At 66.0% G+C, this 24,805-nt stretch carries 29 protein-coding genes and 1 other RNA gene; 12 read left to right on the top strand and 18 right to left on the bottom strand.

Annotated elements, in window-relative coordinates; genetic code table 11:
- Positions 1-24: 24 nt before the first annotated feature.
- Positions 25-402: a VOC family protein gene (locus ABIA73_RS19840; RefSeq protein ID WP_033830848.1), complete on the bottom strand. Its 378-nt coding sequence runs from the start codon at positions 400-402 to the stop codon at positions 25-27.
- A 140-nt stretch (positions 403-542) separates the two neighbouring features.
- Between ABIA73_RS19840 and ABIA73_RS19845 the strand changes: the two genes are divergently transcribed.
- Positions 543-806 (top strand): hypothetical protein, encoded by a 264-nt coding sequence (locus ABIA73_RS19845; RefSeq protein ID WP_025878847.1) that lies wholly within the window; start codon positions 543-545, stop codon positions 804-806.
- A gap of 18 nt (positions 807-824) precedes the next feature.
- Here the strand turns inward: ABIA73_RS19845 and ABIA73_RS19850 are convergent, their stop codons facing one another.
- The 11 genes from ABIA73_RS19850 to ssrA all read right to left on the bottom strand — a co-directional run bounded on the left by ABIA73_RS19850 (position 825) and on the right by ssrA (position 9,018).
- The gene (locus ABIA73_RS19850; RefSeq protein WP_033830850.1) at positions 825-1,679 is read right to left on the bottom strand and encodes an endonuclease/exonuclease/phosphatase family protein; all 855 of its coding nucleotides are present in this window, start codon (positions 1,677-1,679) and stop codon (positions 825-827) included.
- A gap of 135 nt (positions 1,680-1,814) precedes the next feature.
- Positions 1,815-2,054 (bottom strand): hypothetical protein, encoded by a 240-nt coding sequence (locus ABIA73_RS19855; RefSeq protein WP_223485122.1) that lies wholly within the window; start codon positions 2,052-2,054, stop codon positions 1,815-1,817.
- 44 nt (positions 2,055-2,098) lie between these two features.
- Positions 2,099-2,329, bottom strand: a complete 231-nt coding sequence (locus ABIA73_RS19860; RefSeq protein WP_025878850.1) for a hypothetical protein — start codon at positions 2,327-2,329, stop codon at positions 2,099-2,101.
- Positions 2,330-2,417: 88 nt separating this feature from the next.
- Positions 2,418-3,122, bottom strand: coding sequence for a PA1136 family autoinducer-binding transcriptional regulator (locus ABIA73_RS19865; RefSeq protein WP_025878851.1), 705 nt, complete (start codon positions 3,120-3,122; stop codon positions 2,418-2,420).
- Positions 3,123-3,127: 5 nt separating this feature from the next.
- The gene (gene hchA / locus ABIA73_RS19870) at positions 3,128-4,000 is read right to left on the bottom strand and encodes a glyoxalase III HchA (protein WP_025878852.1); all 873 of its coding nucleotides are present in this window, start codon (positions 3,998-4,000) and stop codon (positions 3,128-3,130) included.
- A gap of 78 nt (positions 4,001-4,078) precedes the next feature.
- Complete coding sequence (locus ABIA73_RS19875; protein ID WP_354276199.1) at positions 4,079-5,059, bottom strand: hypothetical protein; 981 nt, start codon at positions 5,057-5,059, stop codon at positions 4,079-4,081.
- Between the two features lie 65 nt (positions 5,060-5,124).
- A complete protein-coding gene (locus tag ABIA73_RS19880; RefSeq protein WP_099842291.1) occupies positions 5,125-7,128 on the bottom strand; it encodes an esterase/lipase family protein in 2,004 nt (667 codons plus the stop codon).
- 116 nt (positions 7,129-7,244) lie between these two features.
- Positions 7,245-7,712, bottom strand: a complete 468-nt coding sequence (locus tag ABIA73_RS19885) for a hypothetical protein (protein WP_227417074.1) — start codon at positions 7,710-7,712, stop codon at positions 7,245-7,247.
- Between the two features lie 92 nt (positions 7,713-7,804).
- The gene (locus ABIA73_RS19890) at positions 7,805-8,128 is read right to left on the bottom strand and encodes a HEAT repeat domain-containing protein (protein WP_140227143.1); all 324 of its coding nucleotides are present in this window, start codon (positions 8,126-8,128) and stop codon (positions 7,805-7,807) included.
- Between the two features lie 24 nt (positions 8,129-8,152).
- A complete protein-coding gene (locus ABIA73_RS19895; RefSeq protein WP_227417087.1) occupies positions 8,153-8,506 on the bottom strand; it encodes a TM2 domain-containing protein in 354 nt (117 codons plus the stop codon).
- A 119-nt stretch (positions 8,507-8,625) separates the two neighbouring features.
- Positions 8,626-9,018: a transfer-messenger RNA gene (ssrA, locus tag ABIA73_RS19900) on the bottom strand.
- A 163-nt stretch (positions 9,019-9,181) separates the two neighbouring features.
- On the opposite strand from ssrA, the gene ABIA73_RS19905 reads away from it, so the two are divergent.
- Positions 9,182-9,613, top strand: a complete 432-nt coding sequence (locus ABIA73_RS19905) for a GNAT family N-acetyltransferase (RefSeq protein ID WP_025878858.1) — start codon at positions 9,182-9,184, stop codon at positions 9,611-9,613.
- A 141-nt stretch (positions 9,614-9,754) separates the two neighbouring features.
- A complete protein-coding gene (locus tag ABIA73_RS19910; RefSeq protein WP_301866486.1) occupies positions 9,755-10,327 on the top strand; it encodes a hypothetical protein in 573 nt (190 codons plus the stop codon).
- Between the two features lie 82 nt (positions 10,328-10,409).
- Here ABIA73_RS19910 and ABIA73_RS19915 read toward each other — a convergent pair whose 3' ends face one another.
- Positions 10,410-10,838 carry a GNAT family N-acetyltransferase gene (locus ABIA73_RS19915; protein WP_025878860.1) on the bottom strand — a complete coding sequence of 143 codons (429 nt, stop codon included), beginning with the start codon at positions 10,836-10,838 and terminating at the stop codon, positions 10,410-10,412.
- Positions 10,838-11,341: an SsrA-binding protein SmpB gene (gene smpB / locus ABIA73_RS19920; RefSeq protein WP_025878861.1), complete on the bottom strand. Its 504-nt coding sequence runs from the start codon at positions 11,339-11,341 to the stop codon at positions 10,838-10,840. Before smpB ends, ABIA73_RS19915 begins: the two co-directional genes overlap by 1 nt.
- Positions 11,342-11,398: 57 nt before the next feature.
- Between smpB and ABIA73_RS19925 the strand changes: the two genes are divergently transcribed.
- Together ABIA73_RS19925 and ABIA73_RS19930 are read left to right on the top strand one after the other, a co-directional pair.
- Positions 11,399-11,824, top strand: coding sequence for a type II toxin-antitoxin system RatA family toxin (locus ABIA73_RS19925; protein ID WP_025878862.1), 426 nt, complete (start codon positions 11,399-11,401; stop codon positions 11,822-11,824).
- A 3-nt stretch (positions 11,825-11,827) separates the two neighbouring features.
- A complete protein-coding gene (locus ABIA73_RS19930; protein ID WP_032977653.1) occupies positions 11,828-12,085 on the top strand; it encodes an RnfH family protein in 258 nt (85 codons plus the stop codon).
- A gap of 35 nt (positions 12,086-12,120) precedes the next feature.
- On the opposite strand, the gene ABIA73_RS19935 is transcribed toward ABIA73_RS19930, so the two are convergent.
- Positions 12,121-12,516, bottom strand: a complete 396-nt coding sequence (locus tag ABIA73_RS19935; RefSeq protein ID WP_032977650.1) for an outer membrane protein assembly factor BamE — start codon at positions 12,514-12,516, stop codon at positions 12,121-12,123.
- A gap of 103 nt (positions 12,517-12,619) precedes the next feature.
- Between ABIA73_RS19935 and fur the strand changes: the two genes are divergently transcribed.
- Positions 12,620-13,027: a ferric iron uptake transcriptional regulator gene (gene fur, locus ABIA73_RS19940; protein WP_025878865.1), complete on the top strand. Its 408-nt coding sequence runs from the start codon at positions 12,620-12,622 to the stop codon at positions 13,025-13,027.
- A gap of 63 nt (positions 13,028-13,090) precedes the next feature.
- Here fur and ABIA73_RS19945 read toward each other — a convergent pair whose 3' ends face one another.
- On the bottom strand, positions 13,091-14,341 hold the full coding sequence (locus ABIA73_RS19945) for an SGNH/GDSL hydrolase family protein (protein WP_354276200.1): 1,251 nt from the start codon (positions 14,339-14,341) through the stop codon (positions 13,091-13,093).
- A gap of 97 nt (positions 14,342-14,438) precedes the next feature.
- Here ABIA73_RS19945 and ABIA73_RS19950 point away from each other — a divergent pair, with 97 nt between their 5' ends.
- Positions 14,439-15,356 carry a LysR family transcriptional regulator gene (locus ABIA73_RS19950; protein WP_033830868.1) on the top strand — a complete coding sequence of 306 codons (918 nt, stop codon included), beginning with the start codon at positions 14,439-14,441 and terminating at the stop codon, positions 15,354-15,356.
- A 252-nt stretch (positions 15,357-15,608) separates the two neighbouring features.
- Here the strand turns inward: ABIA73_RS19950 and recN are convergent, their stop codons facing one another.
- Complete coding sequence (gene recN, locus ABIA73_RS19955; protein WP_059063844.1) at positions 15,609-17,270, bottom strand: DNA repair protein RecN; 1,662 nt, start codon at positions 17,268-17,270, stop codon at positions 15,609-15,611.
- A 115-nt stretch (positions 17,271-17,385) separates the two neighbouring features.
- Here recN and hrcA point away from each other — a divergent pair, with 115 nt between their 5' ends.
- The 4 genes from hrcA (at position 17,386) to dnaJ (ending at position 22,446) form a co-directional block, all read left to right on the top strand.
- The gene (gene hrcA, locus ABIA73_RS19960) at positions 17,386-18,450 is read left to right on the top strand and encodes a heat-inducible transcriptional repressor HrcA (RefSeq protein WP_025878869.1); all 1,065 of its coding nucleotides are present in this window, start codon (positions 17,386-17,388) and stop codon (positions 18,448-18,450) included.
- 63 nt (positions 18,451-18,513) lie between these two features.
- A complete protein-coding gene (grpE, locus tag ABIA73_RS19965; RefSeq protein ID WP_025878870.1) occupies positions 18,514-19,029 on the top strand; it encodes a nucleotide exchange factor GrpE in 516 nt (171 codons plus the stop codon).
- Between the two features lie 203 nt (positions 19,030-19,232).
- Positions 19,233-21,158, top strand: coding sequence for a molecular chaperone DnaK (gene dnaK, locus ABIA73_RS19970; protein ID WP_025878871.1), 1,926 nt, complete (start codon positions 19,233-19,235; stop codon positions 21,156-21,158).
- A 154-nt stretch (positions 21,159-21,312) separates the two neighbouring features.
- Entirely contained in the window at positions 21,313-22,446 is a 1,134-nt protein-coding gene (dnaJ, locus tag ABIA73_RS19975) for a molecular chaperone DnaJ (protein ID WP_025878872.1), read from the top strand.
- Positions 22,447-22,545: 99 nt separating this feature from the next.
- Here dnaJ and ABIA73_RS19980 read toward each other — a convergent pair whose 3' ends face one another.
- Entirely contained in the window at positions 22,546-23,343 is a 798-nt protein-coding gene (locus tag ABIA73_RS19980; protein WP_354276201.1) for an AraC family transcriptional regulator, read from the bottom strand.
- Positions 23,344-23,416: 73 nt separating this feature from the next.
- Between ABIA73_RS19980 and ABIA73_RS19985 the strand changes: the two genes are divergently transcribed.
- Complete coding sequence (locus ABIA73_RS19985; protein WP_093819922.1) at positions 23,417-24,616, top strand: MFS transporter; 1,200 nt, start codon at positions 23,417-23,419, stop codon at positions 24,614-24,616.
- Positions 24,617-24,805: the final 189 nt, after the last annotated feature.

A 24,805-nucleotide genomic window follows, 5' to 3' on the forward strand; every position in this document is an offset into this window, starting at 1 on the left:
CATCTGCTTCCGTCCCTTTTTTCATCATGGCCAGTGGTTGGCCGGAGCATCGTGATCACGCATGCGCACGATGCAGAATCGATGACCGGTGGGCGCTTCCATCACCCACCAGCGTTTGACGAAACCGACCCGGCGGGCACCGAGTTTTTCCAGCCTTTCGGCTTCGGCGTCGATGTCGTCGCTTTCGATATCCAGATGCACCCGCGACGGGTGATCGACCCGCTGCACCTCCACGTTCAATCCCGCCGGCGCGCCCGTCAGATCGGCATACTCTGCGTCGCCTTCAGCACGGGCGGGCTCGGCCTGCAGGCCCAGCGCTGCCGCCCAGAAGCGCGCGCTGTCTGCGGCGGGTGTGTCCTGGCAATCGATGATGAACCCGGCCAGTCGGCTGCGATGGGTCATGCGTTGTCTCCGCTCAACGAGGATGCTGGCAGGGTAGCGCGTGGGCCGCCGTGGACGTTCTCGCCGCTGTGACGTTTCTGACTCTGCCGGAAGTGCCGCCCGCCGTGTAACTAGTGGGGAAAACCACGGGAGGACAGGACATGGGCGAACAGAAGCAATCGGCGCAACGGACGCTGCTCGGTGATCCCGGCCTGCCGGGGGCCGGGCTGTCGGTCGGCGTGGTGGTGTTGCTGGTACTGGCAGCGATGGCCGCGGTGATCGGCTTCGTGCGCCTGCCCGATTCAATGCTGGGTGTTGGCCTTGTCGGCATTGCGGTGTTCCTTGCCGTCGGCGCACGCATCTGCCAGGCGCGCGACCAGCACCAGGCGCTGTACCGCCTGCTGGGCAAGCGACCGTCGCCGTAGCGAGGGTCGCTGCATTGTTCAGTGCTTCGGCCAGTCCAGCTCAACCACCAGCGGGAAGTGGTCGGAGGGCAGTACGCCGTCGATGCGGCGGTCATCGGTCAGGAAGCTGCGCGCGTGGAAGCCACGTACCAGCACCCAGTCCAGCTCGGCGGTCGCCGTTCCTGTGAAGTTGTGGAAGGTCAGGCGCGGACCCTGCGGCGACTTGACCTGGCGACGGGTGTCCTGAAGCACCCGGGTGAAGGCCTGATAGGTGCCGCCGCCGGGCTCGCTGTTGAAATCACCGGTCAGTACCACCGGCAGGTCGGAAGGCAGCGCGGCCACGCGCGTGGCAATCAGTTCGGCTCCCTTGATCCGGCGCGGTTCGTCCTCGTCGCGGTAGGGCAGGTGGGTGTTCATGAAGTAGAAGCGACGGCCATCATCCAGGCGGCGGAACACGGCCCAGGTGACCATGCGCGGGAACAGGTTGCCCCAGCTGATGCTGCCTGCGACCTCGGGCGTATCGGACAGCCAGAAGTTGCCTGACTCTTCCACCGCCAGCACCTTGCTGTCGTAGAACACGCCCATGTGTTCGTCGCCACTGCCACCGCGGCGGCCTTCGCCGAACCAGCGATAGTCGGGCAGGTGTTCGGCCAGGTAATTGGCCTGCTCCAGCACCAGCTCCTGGGTGCCGATCACCGCCGGATGCGCCTGCTGGATCACCTTGACCATGGCATCGCGGCGGTCTTCCCAGCGCTTGCCAGGGTCGGTGTCGGCAGGCGTGCGTACGTTGAAGGACATCACCTTCAACGGCGCGGGCGATGCTGCCCAGGTGGCGGCGGGCAGTGCAAAAGCCAGGAGTGCGCAGAGCGCGGACGTGCGGAAGCGAGACAACATCGTGGAATCCCTCCATTCCATGAAAGCGGTTTCATGGAGGATGCCATGGAAGGCAAGGGCAGCGGTATGCCGGGATGGGCGGCTGCAAGGGCCGGGCGGACGGCGTGCGGCCGCCCGGCTGATGCCACTGGGCGATCAGGGGTCGTACATCATCCCGTTCTCGTCGCGGTTGTAGTGGTCGCTGGCCACGCGGGTGCCATCGTCATAGACCACGTACAGCGTGCAACGCTGGTGGATGCCGAAGCCGGCCCGGAAGGGCACGCACTCTTCCTGCAGGCCGACCTCTTCGGCGGCATTTGCCGGTGCCGAAGGCACCAGCGCGGCAAGCGCCAGCACGGCACCGAATGAACACGCGAACAGTTTCTTGTGCAGCATCATCGATCACACTCCTTGTAGTCGTAGTCGGTGTCCAATGCAGTTCAGTCTGCCGGGAGGTACCACTGGCCGTTCTGGTCGATCCAGTACACCCAGGTATAGGGATTTCCGTTCTCGTCGATGTCGTGGATCTCGCACCGCTGGTGATAGTGGGGGCCCATTTTCACTGGTACGCAGATGGCACCGCCCGAGGGGTCTGCGTGGGCGTCTCCCATCGCCGCCAAGCTGCCGATTGCCAACACCAATGCGGCCATCGAGGCCAGTTGCAGTTTCATAAGCATCATCCTTGCTTTCTGCAATCGCGCACATGCGCCTGGCCTGTTTAACATGCGACCGCAGTAGCCGGAAGTGCCGCGCCTGCGCTCAGTCCCCGATCTCACCGCGCCGGCTGGCCGCGCGCACTGCCTGCGCCGTGGTCGCCACGCCGAGCCGCTGGCGTGCTCTGCGCAGGTGGTTTTCCACCGTGCGTGTGGACAGCCCCAAAGTCGCAGCAATATCGGCCTGGCGACGACCAGCGGCAACCCAGCGCAGGACCTCACGCTCGCGGGCGCTGAGGGTGCCGGCAGGCACAACCGCCGGGGCGACAGACAGCCGATGCGCCATACGGAAGGCGGCGGTGCCAATCAGCTCCAGCAGCAACCGTGCCGATGGAGATGCGTCGATCGTGCGTCCTCCCCAGCTGACTGCCCCTTCCAGGCCAGTCGCACCGAACACCGGCACCTGCAGGCCGTGCAGTCCTTCGCCGCGCGGTTGCCGCACGACCTGGTAGCGCTCGCCGCGCACGCCCTGCTGCTTGCTCCAGAAGAACGGCGCATCGCTGTCCAGCACATGGCGATTGACCGGGCACGCATGCAGGTAGTGCGCCACGCCACTGCTGGCGCCCTCGCCGAACCAATCGCCATCGATCCAGTACAGGCGCTGCGCGCCTCGGTCCAGATCGGTGCCGGTAGCGAACATCAGCGTGCGGTCATAACCCAGCGGCGCGCCGACGCCGCGCAGTACGGTACCGATGGCTGCCAGCGAACGTGCACGTTCCAGCACCAGCAATGACTGCACGACGGTATCCATGCCGGTCAGCGTGCGGCCAACGCATCCAGCAGGGTGCGCGCAGCCAGCTTGCCCAGCGCATTGCCCGCCAGCGGGCTGTCGCCGGTCAACAGCAGGCGGTCCTGCATCACGCTGCCATCGATGCCCTCGTTGACGATCTGCACGCCCTGCTGGGCCAGGCGCTCACCGAAGAACCACGGCAGTTGACCAGGCATGTAGCCGATATCCGGGGTCTGCCGGTCCATCGCATCGGGGAAGGCGCAGATCCGATGCCCGCGGAACAATGAACCGCCACCGGCTTCATCCACGCCGGCCGCCAGCAGCGCGGCAGGGCCGTGACAGAGGGTGATGATGTGACGTTGATTGTCCACCGCCCACTGCAGGGTGGCCTTCACCGCGCGGCTTTCCGGCAGGCCGATCAACGCACCGTGACCGCCGGGAATGAACACCGCGGCGTAGTCCGAACCGGCATCGAGTGCCCTCGCCACGTCGTCCAGGTGCAGAGGCTGGCGGAAGCGGGATTCGTAGCGTTCGTACAGGCCGCCGATCTCGCGGTCTTCGCGTGGGAACGCCCACCATTCAAACTTCACCGGGTTGCCCGACAGCGTCGCCACGTCGATCCCGAAACCGGCCTTGTGCAGGTGATACATCGGCAGCAGCGTCTCCACCGGATGGTTGCCGGTCGAGAACAGGTGGCCGTTGGCGGTCGGCAGATAGCGTTCGTCGGCGGCGATCATCAGCACTTTCCAGCGTCCGTCACGGCGGGCATCGGGATAGTCCGCGCCGGACAGATCGGTGGTTGCCGAAGTGAACTGGGACAGCGAGTACGGCGACGGGAAAAACGCATCGCGCTCGGCCGGATCGGGGCTGGGCTGACGGCTGGGTTCTGACGTGTTCATGCGGACCTCCTGCGGAAGAGAGTGGTCACCTTAGCCAGAGCGATGCGTACGCACGATGAGGGATTTCCCCCAATGCGATCAGGCAGGGTGCGCTTGCTGAACCCGCTGGTAGGCGTCGTCCAGCATTGCCAGGAAAGCCTGTCGCTGCGCGGCATCAAGCACCACCGCGCGTTCGAACGCATCCACGCTCGCACTCCAGTCCGCCAGTGTGTCGTCGTTGTAGAGGGCCTGATGCCGTTCCCATGCTCCGCCTGCCTTCAGGTACAGCCACTTGTCGAACAGGTGCAGCGGGCTGCCGTTGTCCACTCGCAGGGGGCGGGTGGTCCTGGTGTGGGCCAGCACGCTGCGCAGCGCAGGTGAATCGTGAAGCTGGCCTGCCCAGACGTGGTTGCCAAGATGTTGCTCGGCAAAGCGCAGGATCGCTTGGTGATCATCCTCCAACCCGGCCTCGTAGAGTGCCTGCGGCACCCGCAGGTGCCGGCGATCGAACAGCCACTTCAGTACCAGCGTTGCCGCCTGCGGGGTGGTGTTGTGTTCATTGCCAGGGTCGAAATCATGATGGCCGATGAACTCGCGGTCCTCATGCAGATTGAGCTGGATGGTGTCCACGCGCTGCCTGCGCTTGCAGAACCAGAGCTTGATGTCGACGTCCCCGGTAAGCGGCTTTTCAAAGTAGGCGGTGTCGCCGAATTCTTCCAAACGGCCGTTGAAGTACGCCAGGCAGTCCTGGAGCGTGGCTGATGGCTGCACGTATCCGTCCCAGAAGCCTTCGGGCTTTGGCGGATTGCCCTTGGGCCGGCGACTGAACAGGGTGGCGGACTTGAAGTGGCTCAGCAGGCTGCCGCGCGCTCCGACGGTGGGCGGATAGAAGCGATCATTGATGATGTCGAAGGCAAAGTAGAACTCCATGTCGTGGAGCTTGTCCTTGACCGATTTCTGCCCCTGGTTCGCGCTGATCGTGGTCGGGGGCTTGCCGATACCGTGCTGCGCGAACCATGCCTGCAGATGAGCATCCGAGCCCTTGCTGCCGAGCAGCTCGACCAGTGTTGAGATATGCATTCCATTGCCTCGTTGTCGGTGGCCCGGTCGGGAAAGCACGGGCCATGGTTGCTGTAAGTCGTGCGCTACTTTGCCGGCAGAGGATGAGCCTCCATGTCCTCATGCAGGATGCGGCGGAGTTCGACGATGGCCGGCGTGGCTTCCTGCACGCTGTGACCGGACACGATCACCTTTTCCGAGACGGCCTTCGGCAGATGCGAGCTCCAGTAGGGAACCAGTCCATCGTCGGTCTTTTCCAGCGGACCTTCAGCCTGGGTGCGCGCGATGATCGAGTGGTAACGCACCTTCGGCGATATCGGCAGATCGGCCACGGCCTTGACGAAGGCATCGTCCTTGTCCAGGTTCTGGATGCTGTTCATCTGGTAGCCGTGCTTGTCATCGTTGCGCTCGACCTTGCCGTCGTTTGCCAACGTCGCGACATCCTCCAGCACGGTCAGCGGCAGGCGCACGAAGCGGCCGAGCCAGCGCCCCAGGCGCGTGCCGGCAACATCGGTGCCGCGATGGGGGGTAGCGATGAACACCACCCGCGAGATTTCCGGTTCCGGCTGGAATGTCAGCACCGGCGCGCCCTTCGTACGCAGCAGTTCGCGCTGCGCCGGGGTCATCTGCGCGGTCGCCAGCAGGGTGTCGACCAGATGGTCACCGGAGGAGGACACCATCAGCCGCGAAATCACCCCGCCCATGCTGTGCGCGACCACCACCATGTCGTGCGATGCCAGCGCCTTGCCGGTTGGGTCGAAGTGCTGCAGTGCCTCGTGCAGGATCCGCCGGATCTCATCGTGGCTGAGGGCGATCGGCATGTTGGTCGGGTAGTAGAACTGCCAGATCTGGAAGTCGCCGCGGATCTCATCGTCACGCATCAGTTCGTTGGCCACGTTGACCCACGCCTCCGGGCTGCTGGCCAGGCCATGGATCATCAGCAGCACGCGGCGGTCCGGATCGTACGGCTGCATCATGAACAGATGCGGCTTGTCGATGCCGCCCTTGCCGCCGAACAGCGTACGCAGCGATTGCCGGCTGAAGTTGGAGCGGGCCAGCCACAGCGCGTACCCGGCGGTGAAGTTCGCCGCCAGTGGCACCTGCTCGCCGTGCAGTTCCACCACCGCTACCTGGTACGGGTCGTGGATCTCCAGTTCCGGCTCGTCGTCGTGCAGCACTTCCCACAGGTTGTTGCCGGAAAAACGCAGCAGCACGGTCATCGACGGCGACGGCATCTCGCTCCAGTCGCGCTCGGCCGTCGTTGCGGTACCAGCGGCGGCGGCCGCCAGCCCGGTGCTGGCCGGGTCTGCCATCACCGCCACCAGTTCGGCGCCGAAGCCGTCGCGGCGATGCACGCTGCGCAGGGTGCCGGTGAAGGACATCGATGCGGCCGGTACCAGTTCCAGCGGCTCGCGGGTGTCCGCTGCCGGGCCATCGTCGGCAGGCGCGAGCACGAAGGTCCAGCGTCCCAGCTGGAACCGCCCGTTGTCGTTGCGCACCTGCTTGCTCGAATAAGCTTCGAACAGCAGCACGGCTGATTCCTGCACAGCCAGGTTGTAGTAGTCGCGCACCTGGGTCTGGCGGTCTTCGAAGCCACGCTGGTTGGCGGTGCGTTCGGTGAAGAACAGATATGCATAGGATTGCCGCGCGATCTGCATCCACGCATCCAGGCGCGGCTGGAAGGTCGGGTCAGGCGGGGCGGTCGCGGCCTTGCTGCGGGCCACCGACGCCGACTCGCGCTTCGGCGCCGGCATCGTCATCGCGTACTGCACCCACAGTTCGGCCAGCGCCGAGCGCTTGTCTTCCTCGCGGACGACGATGCTGCCCTCCATCGCCTCGATGCAGGGCAGGCCGGGCTTGGCACAGGCGCCCTCGTCCAGGCCAGCCACGCGCAGGGTCTCCATGGTGGCCGCGCTGAGCTTGCCGCTGGTGAGAATGTCACCGCGCTTGAGCGCGATGTACTGTCCTGGCGTGACCGTGCCCACCTGCACCGATGGGCCGAACTGACGCAGCGTCGCGCACCCGCTCAGGGCGAGCAGGGCAACGAGGACGAAGGTGGTGCGGATGACGCCGATGCCTGTTCTTTCCATGTGAACTCCCTGCGCTGGCGCCACTCTAGCGGCAGGCGTGTCAACGCGGAAGCAGGCCTGCGGCAGCGCCGGACCGTGCCCGGCGAACCCCGCCTGTCAGCCGGTCTCCCCGCAGATCATCCTTCGATCAGGCAGGTCACCGCAGCCGAATAACCTTCGTAGTCGTCACCGGCACCCACATGCAGCGTGTGCGTGGCATCAATCTTCTTGAGGTAGGAAGGCGCTTCGGTCTCGGCCGCGTCGTTGACCGTCGTCACTCCCCAGGATCGGGCCAAACGCTGGTGATCGACGCCCTGCAGATACACATGCAGGCTCTTGTAGGGCTTGGAAATGCTCACATCCGCGCTGGCTACGGTGCCTCCGAACAGCGCCACCGGCTTGCCCTTGGGCTCGAACACGCTGCCGGGGTCGCGGTTCAGGCCGGCGGCATGGAATGCCTGCTCCACCTGCGCTTCGGTGAAATCGGAACCCGCCTTGCAGGCCAGCAGGGCTTCCAGCGCGGTGGTGCTGGTTGCCGGAGGTGCGGCAACAGCGGCGGTTGTTAAGAGCAGTCCCAGCATCAGGGCGATAAGCGGCTTGTTCATTGCAGATCCTTCTGTATGTCGCGGAGCAGCGGAGGCGCCGGCACCAAGTCCGGGAAGACAGGCTGAAGTGTGGGGCAGGGCAGCGTTGTCGGCTAGGCCCCCTCGCTGGGCTGCCAAGGGATTCCCCGATCAAGGGCATCCAAGGCCAGTTGCGCCCACTGGCGGACCTCTTCCAACGGATGCTGCAGCTCAGCCCGCAGGGTCGGGCTGACCGTGCTGTCGCCTGATTCGCCTAGCAGTTCCAGCAGCTTTCCGCGCGAGTAACCATCATCCACCGCCGGCAGCCGGGCAAGCAGGTGGGGCACCGCAATGGCCACGGCCGGGCGAAGACCCCAATAGGCGTCTTCGAAGGTTGCCGGATCCTGATCCAGGATCTGGTCGAGCCAGGAGACAACGTCGATTCTGTCGAGATCCATGGCAGCCCCTTCCGTAGCCAGGGATTACACCATCTGAACGCCAGAGGCGTCGGTTTCCACTGTGATCATTTCCACCAGTGCCCATAGGCCGGTGAACAACACGCCGATCAAGAGCCAGCCCAACAACAGCGTGATCAGTAGTTGGCAGACCGCGCGTCCGTGGTAACCGGCATAGAAGTTGTGGACGCCGAAAATGCCCAGGAACAAGGCGAGCAGGATGTAGATGGCACGGTTCCTGGCGGTAGGCGGGGATTGCGATACCGGTGCCGCATAGACAGCGTCGATTGGCTGCTGAGAGGCCGGTGGGGCAGCTGCATCGCAGGTCGGGCAGATCGCCGTATCGCTGCGTGCCTTGCAGTTGCATTCGGAGCTGTTCATCAACGCCACGGTGCTTCTCCTTGTCGAGGCAGCGGTTCTGGACCTGATGCGGCCAACAAAAAAGCCAGACCCCAATCGACGGGAGATCTGGCTTTTCGTGCCCCGAAGGGCGGTACAAATGGTGGAGGTGGGCGGAATTGAACCGCCGTCCGAAGGCACTCCATCCCCAGCACTACATGCTTAGCTCACCGTTGAATCTCATCCCCGAGCAGCACGGTGTGCAAAGCGCACCCGGGAACCAGCCTGTTGTGTTCTTGTGCCGGACTGACAGGCAGCCGCCCAGCGCGATTCCATGATAATGACTCTACGCTGCGAGCATGGACACAAGCAGTTTCGAGGCTCCGCCTAAGTCGGCAGAAGGTCACGCACCGCAGTTTTTAGGCTGCGAGAGCGACCGGAGCGTAGTTGTCGTCGTTGGCAACTAGAGTTTTGCAGCTGGATTTACGAGGAAAGCTACCCCCTCGGCATGCGCCAGGCGACTTCACAACCCCCGTCGAAACCAATGCACCCCCGGTTTCTTCAAGTTCTGCAAGGTACGAGGCCTGTTCCGTGTCGCCACGGTCAGTACCTGCCCAACGCTGCGCATGCTACGCCAAAAAACCTGAACAGTCACCCGCTTCCGCAGGTCGCTTGTTAGCATCGGCGGTTCCGATAGTCGCCCAGGGAATGGACCGCATGCAGCTCGAAATCGCCGTGACCGACGCCCCCAGCCCGCAAGCACTGGAGCTGATTGCTGATGGCTTGGATCAGTTCAATCTGCAGGCGGCCGGCCATGCCGATCGACGCACCTTGGCCGTGCTGGCCACCGATCCGGCCAGCGGCGAAGTGGTGGGTGGCTTGAGCGGGCGCACCTCGCTGGGCCTGTTGTTCATCGACCTGTTCTACTTGCCGCCCGCACAGCGGGGTAATGGCCTGGGGTCGCAGATGCTTGCCGCTGCCGAAGAGGAAGCGCGCCGGCGCGGCTGCCGTTCCGCCGTGCTCTACACCATCAGCTTCCAGGCGCCGGACTTCTATGTGAAGCATGGCTGGACCGTATTCGGCCAGGTCCCGTGCGATCCACCGGGGACCAGTCGCGTGTTCCTCAGCAAGGATCTCCGCGCGGCGTGAATGGCAGGCGTCGGCCGGTCGTCACGCCAATCCGCAACATGTTGTAGAGCGTCCGTCATAGCGGATTGCTAACGTCGTGGGCACGAATTTGCGACACACTGGCTACGACCATTCCAGCCAGAACAGATACGGAGACGGCCGGTGACCGAAGCAATGCAACAGCGCAGCCTGCGTCAGCTGGTTGGCCCGGTAGGGGCCGATTACCAGCGGCGGGCACTGCCGCCCGGCTGGGTCTGGGCGGTGCTGGCGGTGTTGTTGGCTGCAACCTGGGCAACCGAGTTGCCGGCCACGGCTGCAGCCGCGCTGATCGCCAGTGCGGTGGTGGTGCATTGGCCTCGGCGTGGCCGCTTCCATTGGCTGGGCTGGCGGCTGCCGGCCCTGGCGGTACTGGCCGCACTCCTGTGGGGTCCGGATGTACTGTCACAGTGGTTCGAACATGGCCTGGCCTTGACCCTGATGTCGCTGGCCAGTCTCAGTATTGCCGTGCACGTGTGGCAGTCGCGGCAACTGGCGCGGCAGCTGCAGGCCTCCGCCGACGCGCTGGACGACGCCCAGTTGCTGGCCCTGCTGCCCGTCGACGCCGCGCGGCTGGCGCAGCAGTGGCGTGCCGGTGATGATCGCCATGCCCCGGAGCTATCGGTGGTGATGCACCTGGCGGTGATGCACGCGGCGCTGTCACCGCGTCTGCGCGGGCAGGGCATGCTGGCGGGTTGAGTCGTTGCCCGTAACGGTGGGCGATGCCCCGCGCTGGGGCAGTCTGGCGCAGTCCTTCGAAAACCGACGGAGGTGCCGTGGGCTAAAGGCCTGGCAGCACCTTGCGCAGATAGATCCGCTCGTGGCCCGGCGGGCAATCGGGGAGCCGCCCGAACACTTCATAGCCCTGTCGCAGGTAGAAGTGTTCGGCCTGCCAGTCGAAGGTGTCGAGCATCACCCCGCACGCACCAGCGTCACGGGCCCGGGTCTCGGCATCCGCCAACAGGCGCTGGCCGATGCCACGCCCGCGAAGTTCCGGGTCGACCCACAGGACATGCACCTGCAGCCAGCCTGCGCAGACATCGGCAAGCAGTCCGCCGCGCAGTTCACCTTGTTCATCGCGCCAGGCCAGCCGGACCGGCACGTCTTCGAAGTCGATACCGCTGCTGGCGCGGTTGAACGCAGACAACCGCGCGCACAGCTCGCGCGCGTCTTCAGCATTGGCCGCCGCAGCAGCGTCGGCGCGCTCCATCAGGCGTCGCGGTTGCCGCGACGCATTACCCGCTGCTTCTCGATCGCCCAGTCACGATCCTTGGCGGCATCGCGCTTGTCGTGGGTCTGCTTGCCCTTGGCCAGCGCCACTTCCAGCTTGATCTTGTTCTTGCTCCAGTACATGGCGGTGGGCACGATCGTGTAGCCATCACGCTCGACCTTGCCAACCAGCTTGTCGATCTCGCTCCGGTGCAGCAGCAGCTTGCGCTCGCGCCGGTCGTTGGCCACCACGTGGGTGGAGGCCTGGATCAGCGGGGTGATCTGCGCGCCGATCAGGAAGATCTCGCCGTCCTTCACATAGGCGTAGGCGTCGACGATGTTGCCGCGGCCAGCGCGGATCGACTTCACTTCCCAGCCCTGCAGGGCCAGGCCGGCTTCGAAGCGGTCTTCGATGTGGTACTCGTGACGGGCACGCTTGTTCAACGCGATGGTCTTGTTGGCCGTCGCGCTCTTTGCTTTATCCTTGCCGGTGTTCTTGCTCATTTCCGTATTGTCTCCGATTCGGGCCCGCCCGGTCGATTGCCGAAGCGTCCTGTATTCATGCCTACTATCCGCCGCAGTGCCCTGGTCGAACATTCGGCCGCGCGCATGTTCGATCTGGTCAACGACGTCCAGGCCTATCCGCGCCGCTTCCGCTGGTGCTCCGACGCCCGCATCCTCGAGCAGGGCGAAGACCGGCTGGTCGCTCGCCTGGACCTGGGCCTGGGTTCGTTCAGCACCTGGTTCCAGACCGAAAACACCCTGCAACGCCCGCACAGCATCGACATGCAGCTGCGCGAGGGGCCGTTCAAGCAACTGCACGGCCGCTGGGAATTCCACGCCCTGGCGGAAGATGCCTGCAAGGTCACCCTCACCCTGGACTTCGAGCCGAGTTCACGCCTGCTGGGTCCGGCGCTGGCCATCGGCTTCCAGGGATTGGCCGATCGCATGGTCAACGATTTCGTCCGCGTCGCCGACGAGGGCTGAACGATGATCGAGGTCGAGGTCGTGCTGGCCTGGCCACACCAGGTGCTGTCGCGCCGGCTGCAGCTGGAGGAGGGGGCGACCGTGGCTGATGCCGTGGCAGCGGCCCGGCTCGAAGGCAGTGCCGACTGTCCTGCCGCCGCCGTGCATGGCGTACTGGCGCAGCCGCATCAGGTGCTGCTGGATGGTGATCGCGTGGAGCTGCTGCGTGGCCTGCAGGCCGACCCGAAGGACAACCGCCGGCGACGCGCGCGCGGCGGTTGATCCCCAAGGCCCGTCCGGAGGACGGGCAGGGTGGCTCAGCGGCCGCCCTTCTTCTTCTTGTCCTTCGGCAGATTGCGGCCGAACTGGCGCACGGTCTGCTGGGCAAGGGCCTTGTCGTTGGCCGGGAAGTAATCGCCTTCCCAGCGGGTGACCACATCATTTTCGAAGTACACGACGAAATTCTTCACGTCGGTACGGCCCAGGCGGTTCACGCGCTCGGTCGAGGTGTAGTCCCAACGCTGGGCGTGGAACGGATCCGGCACCGACGGGGTGCCCAGCAGGGCAGTGACCTGCTGCTTGCTCTGCCCGACCTGCAGTTTGGCAACGGCATCTTCCCGGATCAGGTTGCCCTGGTAAATGGGTTGCTTGTAGATGATGCCGCACCCGGTGGTGGACAAGGCGACGGCGGCGACCAACAGGAGATTGCGCATCGGGACTGGCGGTTGGGGAAATCAATCCGATGATACACTCCCGGCGTGCCACCGCGACCCAATCCGAGGCAGCTGGCGCTAAATCGCCAATGAACGGAGACCTATGGAAACCCACGACCTGCGTAAAGTCGGCCTGAAGGTGACCCATCCGCGGATGCGGATCCTGGCGCTGCTCGAGCAGCGCAATGCCCAGCACCACATGACCGCCGAAGACATCTACCGCCAGCTGCTGGAGCATGGCGACGAGATCGGCCTGGCCACGGTGTACCGGGTGCTGACCCAGTTCGAGGCTGCCGGCCTCGTGCTCAAGCACAATTTCGAAGGCGGCCAGGCCGTCTACGAACTCGACCGCGGCGGCCACCACGACCACATGGTCGATGTGGACAGCGGCAAGATCATCGAGTTCGAAAGCACTGAGATCGAAGACCTGCAGCGCAAGATCGCGGCCGATCACGGCTACGAGCTGGAAGAGCACTCGCTGGTGCTGTACGTGCGCAAGAAGCGCAAGTAAGCCCCGCAGCCAGCTGATTGCGACGAAACCCCGGGCATGCCCGGGGTTTTTGTTTGTCTGGCCTCAGCGTCGCGGTAGATCCACGCCCTGCGTGGATGGCCCCATCAGGACGTCCAGATCCACCGCCTCGGCCATCGCCCGGTTCCCCGCATCGCCCGGGTGCAGGTGGTCGCCGGAGTCGTAGGCAGCCGCCATCCGTGAGGGGTCGACCGGATCGCGCAGGGCCGCGTCGAGGTCGATCACCGCGTCGAACGGGCTGTCCGTGCGCAGCCAGGCGTTGAGCTGCTGGCGCAGGGCGTCCTTGTCCGCGGCGTAGTAGTCGTCCAACGGGGTGCCGGGCAGGGCGCCGGCAAACGGGGTCAGGGTCGTGCCGAGGATGCGCAGGCCGCGTGCGTGGGCGCGCTGGGCCAGGTCGCGGTAGCCGGCCTGCAGCTCGGCCAGGCTGGGCCGGGCCTGCGCGCGGGCAAAGGCCGTGCCTGGCCAGCTGATGTCGTTGATGCCGATCAGTACGATCACACTGGCGACACCGGGCTGGTCGAGCACGTCACGCTGGAAACGCTTGCGGGCCGATTCGCCCATGCCATCGCGCAGCAGGCGACCGCCGGATATGCCGGCATTGACCACCGCTACACCTTCTGGTGCCAGCCGCGCGGCGAGGTGATCGGTCCAGCGCTGGTCCTGGTCGAGGCTGGCGGTGGCGCCATCGGTGATTGAATCGCCGATCACCACCACGCTGCGCGCGATGGCCGGGGCCTCGATTTCGATAGCCGACAGGAGCAGGCGGGCCGTGGTGCTGCTGGCGTCCCGCAGCGCGGGCCGTTGATGCTGGTCGCCCGGCGCAATCCAACTGGTCTGCCGCCCTTCCCAATGGAAGGTCTGCAGCGGCGTGCGGTCGGGCAGGTAAACGCTGACCTGCACCGCCTGCCGATCAGCGGTGGGAAGGGGGAGCGGATCGCTCAGGCGGTCCTGCCCGGGCGCAATCACGACCCCGGGCTGGCCGTCGAAGCGCAGCGGCTGCGGCGTGTCCCCGGTATGGGCGGCGATGCTGGCAGCGCCGATCCGCAAAGGTTGGGTGCCGTAGGCATTGCTCAGGCGGATCCGCAGGCGCGACCCGCCCAGACTGATGCGAGCGCTCTGGCGAAAGGTCTGGTCCTGCAGTTGGCCGGGAATGAGGGTAGGAAACAGGAAATCGCTGCCCCACACCGGCTGCGGGCTGGCTTGCCAGCTGGCCACCCAGTGCGGGGCAGGTGACGCGGCGGCGGCGCCGGACAGGGCAAGCAGGGCGGTGGCGGTCAGTTGGCTCAGGCGATTCATCGGGATGACCCGGTGGGAGGGACGGTCATGGTGCGTCCAGGGTTATCTGTGAACTAGACTGCGCATGGACAATCATCTGTGAATCGAATTCATTGACATGGCACGCACCGACATCAACCGATCCGGCGAACTGGAAGTGTTCGTACGGGTGATCGAAACCGGCGGCTTTTCCGCCGCCGCCCGCAGCCTGGAGATGACACCGTCGGCGGTCAGCAAGCTGGTTGCGCGGCTGGAACAACGGCTGGGCACGCGTCTGCTGCAGCGCTCCACCCGCCAGTTGCAGCTGACCCCGGAGGGCTGCGCGTTCTATGAGCGCGGCCTGCGGGTGCTGGCCGATCTGGAAGAGGCCGAACGCTGCGCCAGCGCCCACGCCGAGCCGCGTGGGCGGCTGCGGGTCAATGCCAACGTGCCGTTCGGCCAGCACTTCCTGCTGCCACTGCTGCCGGAATTCCTGCAGCGTCATCCGCAGGTCGGTGTGGACCTGACGCTGACCGACGAGGTGATCGATCTGCTGGAGCAGCGCACGGACGTAGCGGTGCGGGCCGGTCCGTTGAAGAGTTCCAGCCTGGTCGCGCGCCGGCTGGGTGCAACGCGGATGATGATCGTGGCGGCACCGGCCTATGCGGCACGACACGGACTGCCGGCCAATGCCGACGCGCTGCTGGCGCACAACCGGTTGGATATCGGCCATGCACGGTCGGTGCAGGGCTGGCCGCTGCTGCAGGATGGCCAGCAGTTGCGGGTGCTGCCGAGCGGGAATGCGCGCGCCAGCAACGGCGACGCGCTGCGTCAGCTGGTGCTGGGTGGGCTGGGCCTGGCCCGGCTGGCGGCGTTCCAGGTGCAGGCCGACATCGCGGCAGGCCGGTTGCTGCCGGTGCTGGAGGACGCCAACCCGGGTGACCTGGAAGAGGTGCACGCGGTGTTCCTGGGGCAGGGGGGCTACCTGCCGCTGCGGGTGCGCGCGTTCCTTGATTTCCTGGTGGAGAACGTCGACCTGACGCAGCCGCGGGGGTAGTGCCGGCCGCTGGCCGGCAGCGTCATGACCTTCGTCCACGTGCGTCGGGTTGCCGGCCAACGGCCGGCACTACCAGGTCTTCGTCCGCGTGCGTCGGGTTGCCGGCCAGCGGCCGACACTACCAGGTCTTCGTCCACGTGCGTCGGGTTGCCGGCCAGCGGCCGGCACTACCAGGCGTCAGGCCTGTAGTAGATCCACGCCATGCGTGGATGAATGCCCGCGATTCACGCGCGCCAACAGGCGTGCAGGGGCCTACACCTGCAGCAGCTTGCGCGCGGCGGCGCGGGCTTCCTTGCTCACTTCCACGCCACCCAGCATGCGCGCCAGCTCTTCCTCGCGGGCCTTTGCGTCGAGCTTCTCCACCGCGCTCTGGGTCATGCCTTCCACCGGTGCCTTGCTGACCCGGTAATGGGCGTGGCCCTTGGAGGCGACCTGCGGCAGATGGGTCACGCACAGCACCTGGCGCTTTTCGCCGAGGGCGCGCAGCTTCTGGCCGACGATATCGGCCACCGCGCCACCGATGCCGGAGTCGACTTCGTCGAACACCATGGTCGGCACTGCATCCAGGTCGAGCGCGGCCACTTCGATGGCCAGCGAAATACGTGACAGCTCGCCACCGGAAGCGACCTTGCGCAGCGCACGCGGTGGCTGGCCGGCATTGGCAGCCACCAGGAACTCGACGCGCTCGGCGCCCTGCGGGTCCGGCTTGCCGTTGTCCTGCGGCTCCAGCTCGATCAGGAACTGGCCGCCGCCCATGCCCAGCTCGGCGATGATGCCGGTGGTGGTGGCCGACAGCTCGGCAGCAGCGGTGCGACGGCTGGTGGTCAGTGCTGCAGCCTCGACACGCCAGGCCGCTGCGGCCTTTTCAATTTCGCCGGCCAGACGCTGCAGGCGCTCGTCGGCGCCGCGCAGCTGTTCCACTTCGGCGTGCATGCGCTCACGCTGCGCACCCAGCTCATCCATCGGCACGCGGTGCTTGCGGGCCAGGTCGTGCAGGCGGCCGAGGCGGCGCTCGTTCTCCTCGAACTGGTCCGGATCGGCGTCCAGGTCGTCATGCACCCGGTCGAGCAGGGCCAGCGCCTCGTGCAGCTGGATGGAGGCGCTGTCGATCAGGGCATCGACGTCGCCCAGCCGCGGGTCATGTTCGGCCACCCTGGCCAGTTCATGCCGCACCTGCTGCAGCTGATCCAGCGCCGAGTGGCCTTCGTCGCCGTTGAGCTGGTCCGAAGCTGCCTGGCAGGCGGCCAACAGGGCGCTGGCATGCGCCTGACGGCGATGGCTGGCGCCGAGCGCGGTGATCGACTCCGGCTCCAGATCCTCACGGTCCAGTTCGCGCAGCTGATGTTCGAGGAAGCCGATGCGGTCACTCACGTCGCCCTGTTGCGACAGTGCCAGGGATTCATCGACCAGCGCCTGCCAGGTGGCGGCAGCGCGGCGCACCTGGCGGCGTTCGCTTTCGTTGCGGGCATAGGCGTCCAGCAGGGCCAGCTGCGACGGACGCGTCAGCAGGGCCTGCTGCTCATGCTGGCCATGGATCTCCACCAGCAGGCCGGCGAGGTCGGCCAGCTGCGCCAGGGTGACCGGGCGACCGTTGATCCACGAGCGCGAGCCGCCGTCGGCGCGGATCACGCGGCGCAGCTGGCATTGGTCTTCATCGTCCAGCTCATTGCTGGCCAGCCACTGGCGGGCGGCCTGCAGCTGGTCCAGCGCGAATTCGGCCGACAGTTCGGCCCGGGCCGCGCCATGGCGGACCACGCCGCTGTCGGCGCGCAGGCCGGACAGGAAGCCCAGGGCGTCGACCATCAGCGATTTGCCCGCGCCGGTCTCGCCTGAAACCACGGTCATGCCCGGCCCGAACTCCAGTTCGGTGGCGCGGACGACGGCGAAATCCTTGATTGAAAGATGTCTGAGCATGGGTAAGGGGGTGTCTGCAGCCGCGCAACGCTAGCACGCGCGGCGGGGTCGTCCAATGACTTGCCAAGGGGATGCGTCGCCATTATCTAATGTCCCTGTCTCACAGGTTGATTCCATGCACGGTTCTCCCGACCAACTTGCCCCGCGCGCGCGGCACCTGCTGCGCACGCTGATCGCGCGCTACATCCAGGATGGCGAGCCCGTGGGTTCGCAGACGCTGGCGCGCGTGGCCGGCCTGGAGGTCAGTCCGGCCACCATCCGCAACATCCTCGGTGACCTGGAAGACCTGGGCCTGCTGGCCTCGCCGCATACGTCGGCGGGCCGGATTCCGACCGCGCATGGCTACCGGGTGTTCGTCGACAGCCTGTTGCAGATGCAGCCGCCGGGCGAAGGGGAGCTGGCCCGACTGCGTCAGGAGCTGGCCGGAGGCGGCAGTACCCAGGCGCTGCTCGGCAGTGCGTCGGAGCTGCTGTCGGCGATGAGCCACTTCGTTGGCGTGGTCAGCGCGCCGCGCCGCGAGCAGTTCGCCTTCCGCCAGATCGATTTCGTGGCGCTGGACGGGCGCCGGGTGCTGGCGATCCTGGTGTTTGCCGACAATGAAGTGCAGAACCGGGTGATCGAGACCCGCCAGGACTTCGCACCGGGGCAGCTGGAGCAGGTGGCAAACTACCTCAATGCCCACTTTGCCGGGCTGCCCCTGGCCGAGATCCGTACCCGCCTGCTGCTGGAGCTGCGCGACGCCCGTTCCGAGCTGGAACAGGTGCTGGCGCACAGCGTCGAGCTGGCCGAGCAGGCCTTGCAGCCGCCGGCCGACGACATGCTGGTGGCCGGCCAGACGCGTCTGATGGGGGTGCAGGACCTGTCCGACCTGGAGCGCCTGCGCGAGCTGTTCGAGCTGTTTTCCAGCAAGCGCGAGATCCTGCAGCTGCTGGAGCGGACCATCCAGGCCCCCGGCGTGCGCATCTTCATCGGCGAGGAAACCGGCGTGGTACCCCTGCAGGGCGTCTCGCTGGTCACCGCGCCGTACACCGCCAACGGCCAGGTACTGGGCGTGCTGGGCGTGATCGGGCCGAAGCGGATGGCTTACGACCGCATGATTCCGCTGGTCCAGGCCACCGCCGATGTGCTCGGCGCGGCCTTTTCGCCGGGCGGGCGAACTCCGGGTGCATCGGACGCTTGAAACGCAGCATCCCGCCCACACTAGGGTGGGTGGAGGCGGAGAGTGACCGCCAGGGACCCAGACATGAATCAAGATCAGCCAGACATCGCCGCCCAGCAGGCCGCCGCCGACGCAGCTGCCGCCGAGGGCGTCAACGAACAGATCGAACAGCTCCGTGCCGAAGTGGAGCAGGTCAAGGCCGAAGCGCTGCGTGAGCGCGCCGACCTCGACAACCAGCGCAAGCGCGTGGCCCGCGACATCGAACAGGCGCGCAAGTTCGCCAACGAGAAGCTGCTGGGCGAACTGCTGCCGGTATTCGACAGCCTCGATGCCGGCCTCAAGGCCGCCGGCGACGATGCCCATCCGCTTCGCGAGGGCCTGGAGCTGACCTACAAGCAGCTGCTGAAGGTCGCTGGTGACAACGGCCTGGTGCTGCTGGACCCGACCGGGCAGCCGTTCAACCCGGAACACCACCAGGCGATCAGCCAGGTCGCTGCCCCCGGCGCCGCCCCGGGCAGCGTGGTGACCGTGTTCCAGAAGGGCTACCTGCTCAACGAGCGCCTGCTGCGGCCGGCGCTGGTGGTGGTTGCCGCCGATTGACCGCGGGCGCCGGGCCTGGCCTGGCGCGGGTTTTCCCGCCGCGACCGGGGCATCGGCACGACCGACGCTGAACGTGTTGGGCGAACGGAAACACAGCGTTCGGGGGATGGCTTGAATGTTCCACGAGCCTCCCCCACATCCCATTCATCCACCGGCCGAACGGCCGGACTGACAAAAACAACATCCTTCAAGGAGTCTCCCCCATGGGCAAGATCATTGGTATCGACCTCGGCACCACCAACTCGTGCGTGGCGATCATGGACGGCGGCAAGGCCCGCGTCATCGAAAATTCGGAAGGCGATCGCACCACCCCGTCGATCGTCGCCTACACCAAGGACGGCGAAGTCCTGGTCGGTGCCTCGGCCAAGCGCCAGGCCGTGACCAACCCGAAGAACACCTTCTACGCAGTGAAGCGCCTGATCGGCCGCAAGTTCACCGACGCCGAAGTGCAGAAGGACATCGCGCACGTCCCGTACAGCATCCTGGCCCATGACAATGGTGATGCCTGGGTGGCCACCAGCGATGCCAAGAAGATGGCACCGCAGGAAATCTCGGCCAAGGTGCTGGAGAAGATGAAGAAGACCGCCGAGGACTTCCTCGGTGAGAAGGTCACCGAAGCGGTCATCACCGTGCCGGCCTACTTCAACGACAGCCAGCGCCAGGCAACCAAGGACGCTGGCCGCATCGCCGGCCTGGACGTCAAGCGCATCATCAACGAGCCGACCGCGGCCGCGCTGGCCTATGGCCTGGACAAGGGCGACAACAAGGATCGCAAGATCGTTGTGTACGACCTGGGCGGCGGCACCTTCGACGTCTCGGTGATCGAGATCGCCAATGTCGACGGCGAGAAGCAGTTCGAAGTGCTTGCCACCAACGGCGACACCTTCCTGGGTGGCGAAGACTTCGACAACCGCGTCATCGAGTACCTGGTTGAAGAGTTCAACAAGGACCAGGGCATCGACCTGCGCAAGGATCCGCTGGCCCTGCAGCGCCTGAAGGATGCTGCCGAGCGCGCCAAGATCGAGCTGTCCAGCGCCCAGCAGACCGAAGTGAACCTGCCGTACGTCACCGCTGACGCGTCGGGTCCGAAGCACCTGAACATCAAGCTGACCCGCGCCAAGCTGGAATCGCTGGTGGAAGAGCTGATCAGGAAGTCGATCGAGCCGTGCCGCGTTGCGTTGAATGACGCCGGCCTGCGTTCGAGCGACATCAGCGAAGTGATCCTGGTCGGCGGCCAGACCCGCATGCCGAAGGTGCAGCAGGCTGTCACCGAGTTCTTCGGCAAGGAACCGCGCAAGGACGTCAACCCGGACGAAGCCGTGGCACTGGGTGCTGCGATCCAGGGCGGCGTGCTTGGCGGCGACGTCAAGGATGTGCTGCTGCTGGACGTGACCCCGCTGTCGCTGGGCATCGAAACCATGGGCGGTGTGTTCACCAAGATCATCGAAAAGAACACCACCATCCCGACCAAGGCCTCGCAGGTGTTCTCCACCGCCGAGGACAACCAGTCGGCCGTGACCGTGCACGTGCTGCAGGGTGAGCGCGAACAGGCCCGCTTCAACAAGTCGCTGGCCAAGTTCGACCTGTCCGGCATCGAGCCGGCCCCGCGCGGCCTGCCGCAGGTGGAAGTGTCCTTCGACATCGACGCCAACGGCATCCTGCACGTGTCGGCCAAGGACAAGAAGACCAACAAGGAACAGAAGGTCGAGATCAAGGCTGGTTCGGGTCTGTCCGAGGAAGAGATCGCACGCATGGTCGCCGACGCGGAAGCCAACCGCGAAGAAGACAAGAAGTTCCAGGAGCTGGTGCAGGCCCGCAACCAGGCCGATGCCCTGATCCACGGCACCCGCAGCGCGATCACCGAGCACGGCAGCAAGGTTGGTGGCGAAGTGATCGGCAAGGTGGAAGCGGCCCTGGCCGATCTGGAAACCGCGATGAAGGGTGACGACAAGGCGCAGATCGAAGCCAAGTCGAAGGTGCTGGAAGAAGCTGGCCAGTCGCTGTTCGCTGCGGCTTCGGCCGACCAGGGCGGTGCCGCCCCGGGTGCCGACGCCGGCAATGCGGGCAAGGCGCAGGATGACGTGGTGGACGCCGAGTTCACCGAAGTCAAGGACGACAAGAAGTCCTGATCCGGACCGACACGGGACGCTGGTTTCCAGCGTCCCGTTGTCGTACCAGGGTCCTGACCGCCCTCTGGCGTGTCGGGGCGCCCGACGCAAGAGCGGACCTGGTTCCGCTCTTCCGCTTTGACGAATCCCGACTTTCCGGAATGCGATCCACGATATGAGCAAGCGCGATTACTACGAAGTGCTGGGCGTTGCCCGCACCGCCACCGACGAAGAACTGAAGAAGTCCTACCGCCGTTGCGCGATGAAGTTCCACCCGGACCGCAACCCGGGTGATGCGGCGGCCGAAGCCTCCTTCAAGGAGTGCAAGGAAGCCTACGAAGTCCTGTCCGACGGCAACAAGCGCCGCATGTACGACAGCCATGGTCATGCCGCGTTCGAACACGGCATGGGCGGTGGTGGCGGTGGTCCGGGCGGCCCGGACATGAACGATATTTTCGGCGACATCTTCGGCAACATCTTTGGTGGTGCCGGCGGTGGTGGCCCGCGCCAGGCGCGTCGCGGCGCCGACATCGGTTACGTGATGGAGCTGGACCTGGAAGAAGCGGTGCGTGGCGTCGAGCGCCGCATCGAGATTCCGACCCTGGCCGAATGCGGCGACTGCGATGGCAGCGGCTCGGAAGACGGCAAGGTCGAGACCTGCAACGTCTGCCATGGTCGTGGCCAGGTGCGCATCCAGCGCGGCATCTTCGCCATGCAGCAGGCCTGCCACAACTGTGGTGGCCGTGGCCAGATCATCGCCAAGCCCTGCAAGACCTGCCACGGCAACGGCCGTGTCGAAGAAGACAAGGTGCTGTCGGTGAAGGTGCCGGCGGGCGTGGATACCGGCGACCGCATCCGCCTGGCGGGTGAGGGCGAGGCCGGCCCTGCGGGGACGCCACCGGGCGATCTGTACGTGGAAGTGCGCGTGCGCGAGCACCACATCTTCCAGCGCGACGGCGACGACCTGCACTGCGAAGTGCCGATCCGCATTTCGCAGGCCGCACTGGGCGATACCGTGCGCGTGGCCACCCTCGGTGGTGAAGCGGAAATCCGTATCCCGGCCGAGACCCAGACCGGCAAGCTGTTCCGCCTGCGCGGCAAGGGCGTGCGTTCGGTGCGCAGCCGCAGCGAGGGTGACCTGTACTGCCGCGTGGTGGTGGAGACCCCGGTCAACCTCACCAGCGACCAGCGCAAGCTGTTGGAGCAGTTCGAAGCCACCTTCAACGGCGAGGATGCGCGCAAGCATTCGCCGAAGTCGGCGACCTTCATCGACGGCGTCAAGGGCTTCTGGGATCGGATGACGTCCTGATCCCTTGAGGGAAATGTTGAACGACAGCGCCGGGCCATGCCCGGCGTTTTCGTTTCCGGCGCAGCAGATCCGCGCCATGTGTGAACGCGGTGCAACGGATCAACGGAAGAATGCCGCCGGCGTCTGCCCCAGCTGGCGCTTGAACATGCTGGTGAATGCACTGGGGCTGTCGTAGCCCATCGCCAGCGCAACATCGATCACCTTCTCGCCGCGGGCCAGCCGTTCCATCGCGGCCAGCAGGCGCGCCTGCTGCCGCCACTGGCCGAAGGTCATGCCCAGTTCGCTGGCGAAGTGGCGCTGGATCGTTTTCACGTCGATCGCCAACGCCTGCGCCCAGTCCTGCAGGGTCGCCTCGTCGCCGGGATGTTTCTGGATGTGCTGGCAGATCCTGTGCAGGCGCGGGTCGACGGGCTCGGGCAGGTGCAACGGCAGTACGTCCATGCGGCGCAGTTCGTCGAGCATCAGCCGCACCACGCGGCCATCGCGGCTGTCTTCTTCATGCGGCCCGTCGATCAGGATGGCTGCCTGCAGCAGTTCGCGCAGCAGGGGGGGCACCTGCACGGCGAAGGGCTCGGCGGGGAGCTGCGGGGCGAATGACGGTTCGATGTACAGGCTGCGCATGTGCACCTCGGCGATGCAGTCCACCGCATGCGCCATGCCCGCCGGCATCCAGATGGCGCGGGTAGAGGGCACCACCCAGCGGCCGACCTCCGAGCGCACCACCATCAGCCCGGACATGGAATAGACCAGCTGGTGCCGCCGGTGCTTGTGCGCCGCGATGTGGGTGCCGGCGCGGTAGTCGCGTGCGCGGCAGGTGACCGGGCGATGCACCGGCACCTCGTTCCACGGCGCGGTTTCGCGGATGGGGCAGGGGGTGTCCTTTTTGCGATAGGCCATGACCAGAACGCGGCAGAAGGGAGCGGATGCCCACCGTAGCATGCACGGCTCGCCCCCATCCTGACCGTGCGCAATGTCGACTCTGGCTTCTCCCGCCGTATCCGCCCGCCCCGTATCGCCCGGAGTGCTGGCGGCAATCTCCAGCTCGCACATGGTCAACGACATGATGCAGTCGCTGATCCTGGCCATCTATCCGGTGATCAAGGGCGGCTTCAATCTCAGCTTCACCCAGATCGGCCTGATCACGCTGACCTACCAGCTCACCGCCTCGATCTTCCAGCCGCTGGTCGGCCTTGCCACCGACCGGCGGCCGGCCCCGTACTCGCTGCCGATCGGCATGGCCTCGACCTTGTGCGGCATGCTGCTGCTCGGCTTTGCGCCCAACTACGCGATGGTGCTGCTGGCCGCCGCGCTGGTCGGTATCGGTTCGGCCATCTTCCATCCGGAAGCCTCGCGCATCGCCCGCCTCGCCTCCGGCGGCCGTCATGGCCTGGCGCAGTCGGTATTCCAGGTGGGAGGCAACTTCGGCACGGCGCTGGGGCCGCTGATCGCCGCAGCGGTGATCGTGCCCTATGGCCAGCATTCCGCATCGTGGTTTGCCGGTGCAGCGTTGATCGGCATTGCCCTGCTGACCTATGTCGGTCGCTGGTACTCGCTGCATCTGGGCGCGCCCCGGCCAGCAGCGCATGGTGTGACTGCCGCGCGCCATCCGCCGCGCACGATCGCCCGGGTGCTGGCCATCCTGCTGGTGCTGATCTTCAGCAAGTACTTCTACATGGCCAGCATCGGTAGCTACTTCACCTTCTACCTGATGCATCATTTCGGCATTCCGGTGGCGCAGGCGCAGCTGCATCTGTTCGCCTTCCTGGTGGCGTCCGCCGCGGGTGGATTCTTCGGCGGGCCGTTGGGCGATCGTATCGGTCGCAAGCCGATCATCTGGGCCTCGATCCTGGGCGTGGCACCGTTCGCGCTGATGCTGCCGCATGCCGACCTGCTGTGGACGACGGTGCTGGCGGTGCTGATCGGCTTCGTGCTGTCTTCGGCCTTCTCCGCGATCGTGGTCTATGCGCAGGAAATGATGCCGCACCGCATTGGCATGGTGTCCGGGTTGTTCTTTGGCTTTGCCTTCGGCATGGGCGGCCTCGGCGCAGCGGTGCTCGGTCTGCTGGCTGACAAGACCAGCATCGAATTCGTCTACCAGCTGACCGCGTTCCTGCCGTTGCTGGGCATCGTCGCGGCCTGGCTGCCGCCGTCCAGGCCTGCTGCGCACTGAGGGGTGTTCTTCGGCAGGGCTGCGCCCTGCACCTGCAGAGGCCAGAGCAACGGCAACGGCAACGGCAAAAGCGTGCATTTCGTGGGATGGCGGGGTGGGTCCGGTTGCGGGGGACGCCGTGAATCCATCCCTGGAGGCTTGGCCGCGGCATCCATGCCGCGGACACCCCCGCAACCGGACCCACCCCGC

The organism is Stenotrophomonas sp. 2694 (genome assembly GCF_040548715.1).
Taxonomy (GTDB): domain Bacteria; phylum Pseudomonadota; class Gammaproteobacteria; order Xanthomonadales; family Xanthomonadaceae; genus Stenotrophomonas; species Stenotrophomonas indicatrix.

Coding starts and splice junctions, on each gene's coding strand:
- ABIA73_RS19840 (WP_033830848.1), bottom strand. CDS start 402: ATGACCCATCGCAGCCGACTGGCCGGGTTCATCATCGATTGCCAGGAC.
- ABIA73_RS19845 (WP_025878847.1), top strand. CDS start 543: ATGGGCGAACAGAAGCAATCGGCGCAACGGACGCTGCTCGGTGATCCC.
- ABIA73_RS19850 (WP_033830850.1), bottom strand. CDS start 1,679: ATGTTGTCTCGCTTCCGCACGTCCGCGCTCTGCGCACTCCTGGCTTTT.
- ABIA73_RS19855 (WP_223485122.1), bottom strand. CDS start 2,054: ATGCTGCACAAGAAACTGTTCGCGTGTTCATTCGGTGCCGTGCTGGCG.
- ABIA73_RS19860 (WP_025878850.1), bottom strand. CDS start 2,329: ATGAAACTGCAACTGGCCTCGATGGCCGCATTGGTGTTGGCAATCGGC.
- ABIA73_RS19865 (WP_025878851.1), bottom strand. CDS start 3,122: ATGGATACCGTCGTGCAGTCATTGCTGGTGCTGGAACGTGCACGTTCG.
- hchA (WP_025878852.1), bottom strand. CDS start 4,000: ATGAACACGTCAGAACCCAGCCGTCAGCCCAGCCCCGATCCGGCCGAG.
- ABIA73_RS19875 (WP_354276199.1), bottom strand. CDS start 5,059: ATGCATATCTCAACACTGGTCGAGCTGCTCGGCAGCAAGGGCTCGGAT.
- ABIA73_RS19880 (WP_099842291.1), bottom strand. CDS start 7,128: ATGGAAAGAACAGGCATCGGCGTCATCCGCACCACCTTCGTCCTCGTT.
- ABIA73_RS19885 (WP_227417074.1), bottom strand. CDS start 7,712: ATGAACAAGCCGCTTATCGCCCTGATGCTGGGACTGCTCTTAACAACC.
- ABIA73_RS19890 (WP_140227143.1), bottom strand. CDS start 8,128: ATGGATCTCGACAGAATCGACGTTGTCTCCTGGCTCGACCAGATCCTG.
- ABIA73_RS19895 (WP_227417087.1), bottom strand. CDS start 8,506: ATGAACAGCTCCGAATGCAACTGCAAGGCACGCAGCGATACGGCGATC.
- ABIA73_RS19905 (WP_025878858.1), top strand. CDS start 9,182: ATGCAGCTCGAAATCGCCGTGACCGACGCCCCCAGCCCGCAAGCACTG.
- ABIA73_RS19915 (WP_025878860.1), bottom strand. CDS start 10,838: ATGGAGCGCGCCGACGCTGCTGCGGCGGCCAATGCTGAAGACGCGCGC.
- smpB (WP_025878861.1), bottom strand. CDS start 11,341: ATGAGCAAGAACACCGGCAAGGATAAAGCAAAGAGCGCGACGGCCAAC.
- ABIA73_RS19925 (WP_025878862.1), top strand. CDS start 11,399: ATGCCTACTATCCGCCGCAGTGCCCTGGTCGAACATTCGGCCGCGCGC.
- ABIA73_RS19930 (WP_032977653.1), top strand. CDS start 11,828: ATGATCGAGGTCGAGGTCGTGCTGGCCTGGCCACACCAGGTGCTGTCG.
- ABIA73_RS19935 (WP_032977650.1), bottom strand. CDS start 12,516: ATGCGCAATCTCCTGTTGGTCGCCGCCGTCGCCTTGTCCACCACCGGG.
- fur (WP_025878865.1), top strand. CDS start 12,620: ATGGAAACCCACGACCTGCGTAAAGTCGGCCTGAAGGTGACCCATCCG.
- ABIA73_RS19945 (WP_354276200.1), bottom strand. CDS start 14,341: ATGAATCGCCTGAGCCAACTGACCGCCACCGCCCTGCTTGCCCTGTCC.
- ABIA73_RS19950 (WP_033830868.1), top strand. CDS start 14,439: ATGGCACGCACCGACATCAACCGATCCGGCGAACTGGAAGTGTTCGTA.
- recN (WP_059063844.1), bottom strand. CDS start 17,270: ATGCTCAGACATCTTTCAATCAAGGATTTCGCCGTCGTCCGCGCCACC.
- hrcA (WP_025878869.1), top strand. CDS start 17,386: ATGCACGGTTCTCCCGACCAACTTGCCCCGCGCGCGCGGCACCTGCTG.
- grpE (WP_025878870.1), top strand. CDS start 18,514: ATGAATCAAGATCAGCCAGACATCGCCGCCCAGCAGGCCGCCGCCGAC.
- dnaK (WP_025878871.1), top strand. CDS start 19,233: ATGGGCAAGATCATTGGTATCGACCTCGGCACCACCAACTCGTGCGTG.
- dnaJ (WP_025878872.1), top strand. CDS start 21,313: ATGAGCAAGCGCGATTACTACGAAGTGCTGGGCGTTGCCCGCACCGCC.
- ABIA73_RS19980 (WP_354276201.1), bottom strand. CDS start 23,343: ATGGCCTATCGCAAAAAGGACACCCCCTGCCCCATCCGCGAAACCGCG.
- ABIA73_RS19985 (WP_093819922.1), top strand. CDS start 23,417: ATGTCGACTCTGGCTTCTCCCGCCGTATCCGCCCGCCCCGTATCGCCC.